At 44.4% G+C, this 2,361-nt stretch carries 2 protein-coding genes; one reads left to right on the forward strand and one right to left on the reverse strand.

The features are described from left to right. Positions 1–463: 463 nt before the first annotated feature. Positions 464–1,381, reverse strand: a complete 918-nt coding sequence (locus tag GRP75_RS24570; RefSeq protein ID WP_025723122.1) for a LysR family transcriptional regulator — start codon at positions 1,379–1,381, stop codon at positions 464–466. A gap of 274 nt (positions 1,382–1,655) precedes the next feature. Between GRP75_RS24570 and GRP75_RS24575 the strand changes: the two genes are divergently transcribed. Next, positions 1,656–2,361: ABC transporter substrate-binding protein (locus tag GRP75_RS24575; RefSeq protein ID WP_160790628.1), on the forward strand; the 706-nt coding region annotated here is incomplete at its 3' end.

Raw genomic sequence — 2,361 nt, forward strand, 5'->3', positions numbered from 1 at the left:
ATCCGAACTGGCGAATAGGGATGGCCTGTCACGGCCGAGAGGCTTAAATAGACAGGTTGTCGGAAACAATTATGAAATGGGCTATGATCAGGATAAAAGTCCACCAGATTTAGGGAGACCCTGATCACAAAAAGGCGAGGACAGGCACTTTGGGATCACACAGCACATTGGAACTGAGGTAGGACATTCTTGGGAGACCAAGGCTAGAGACCTTAAGGAAAGAAGTGATGCGGGATGGATAAAGTGGAGTTTCCGAGCAAGCGTAAAGTAATCAGGCGAGGCTGACATGAAATTCAAATGAACATGAAATGTGGTTCGTTAAAGACAGATGGAAGCAACATCGCAACAGTGTAATCGAACCCGTAAAGTAAATGAAGTATTGAAAGCATAGGGGCGAAGCCCCGGGACCGTCTTCTTCTCTGGCTATGGCTGAGGAGGAAGACGGTCCTTTTCACATTTGAAGCTACTTTTGAGAAAGTTGCTCGACCGTTTCTCGGAAGGTATCAATAAAGGCTTCGGCAGCTTTAGACAAATAACGTCCGTTTCGGTAGGCAATGGCTAGGGTACGGCTAGGGGTAGGTTCGGCGAGTGGCAATAATGCTGGAACAAACTCGCTGCTGGCGGCCCGGGCGATAAAACGGGGGACGAGTGTCACTCCCATACCTGTCGCTACAAGCGATTGGAGCGTCTCCATATTAGTGCTCTCAAACACCACATTGGGTTCAAAGCCAGCTTGATGACACAAATCCATCGTCAGCTTGCGAAAGCCTTGCCCTTTTTTCAGAACGACAAAAGGCTCATCTTTCAGTTCTTCCATATGCACAGGCTGCGGATGGTCTCCGTTTTTACGCAGGGCTAGGGGGTGACCTGGAGGAACGGCAAGATCAATCCACTCTTCACCGATCGGCACATAGGAAAGTGTAGGTTCTACTAATGGAAGAGATAGCAGGCTGAGATCTGTATCCCCACTGGCAGTTTTTTTCTCCAAATTCATGGATGAATCCTCGACCAACACGATTTCAATGTCCGGATGAGCTTTCTTGAATACAGGCAGCACATGCGGCAGCAAATGAGAACCTGTGATGGGCATACTGCCAACCACAACCTTCCCTTTTCGCAGTTGAGAAATGTCGTCCATTTCCTGCCGGAGCTGCTCAACTGCATCGACTATTTTTTTTGCCTTTTCCACAAAGCTTGCTCCTGCATGTGTTAATTCCACCGTGCTGGTGTTGCGTTGAAATAGAAGTACCCCAAGTTCTTTTTCCAGTTTGGACAATTGTTGGCTCAAAGAGGGCTGAGCAATATGCAGTTTTTCTGCTGCGCGTGAGAAGTTTTTTTCCGCTGCAATTTGCAGGGTGTATTGAAGTTGTCTGAATTCCATCGAGTTTTAAACCCCTTTTATATACGCTTTTATAATGGTTGTCGTCTTATAAGCTTTACCTATTACTTCATAGACTGATTATACAATAATATAATGAAATTCCCAATCCCACATGAACTCCATGTGTTCACAAGCTGGAAAATCCCTATGTTTACTTTTATCTTTGATTTTATAAATTATGGTATTTACTTCTGTTTGACATGGCAAATGGGTTCATCCATAATATTATTCATATTAAAACAATATGTTTTATTGGAGAAAAGGGGAAAATGGGATGTCCAAACTTATTGTATCTTTTAGGAAACCGTTTTTGGTTGGATCTTTAGCATTTCTTTTATTGGTTCTCGTGGCAGGATGCTCCGGCTCCAAAAATGATGCAGATAAAAATACAAACGCAACTAACCCAAGCACAACCGCTGATCAACCCGCGGAAGGGGGAACCTTTACATATGGCCGCCCGGCTTCCGTAACCTCGTTTGATTTGCATAATCAGATTACATCAAATAATGCTTTTGCTATCGACAAAGTATTTGAGCCGCTGGTTGCCTTTAACGGTGATGGAAAAATTGTGGATTGGCTTGCGGCGTCGCACAATATTAGCGCGAATGGATTAACCTATACTTTTGTTTTACGCGATGGCTTGAAATTTTCAGACGGCAAAGGAGTTACTGCCGAGGACGCGGTTTTTTCAATTCAGCGTCATTTGAATGTAGGAGGTCCTCTTGCAATAGCGGCACAGGTGGCTTCGCTTTCGGCTCAAGATGAAAAAACACTTGTAATTAAGCTTAAAGCGCCGTATACGCCGTTTATTTCTGAACTCTCAAATTTCTCCAATGGCATCCTTCCAAAGGATTTTGGCGGTGTCTCGGAAAAAGAATTCTTTAAGAATCCGGTCGGTACCGGTCCCTTCGTCGTTAAGAAATGGGATTCTGCCGGTGATCTTACTTTCAGCAAAAATAAATACTATTGGCAGAAAGGCA

The sequence above is a fragment of the Paenibacillus sp. OT2-17 genome, assembly GCF_009827695.1.
In the GTDB taxonomy this organism is placed as follows: domain Bacteria; phylum Bacillota; class Bacilli; order Paenibacillales; family Paenibacillaceae; genus Paenibacillus; species Paenibacillus polymyxa_B.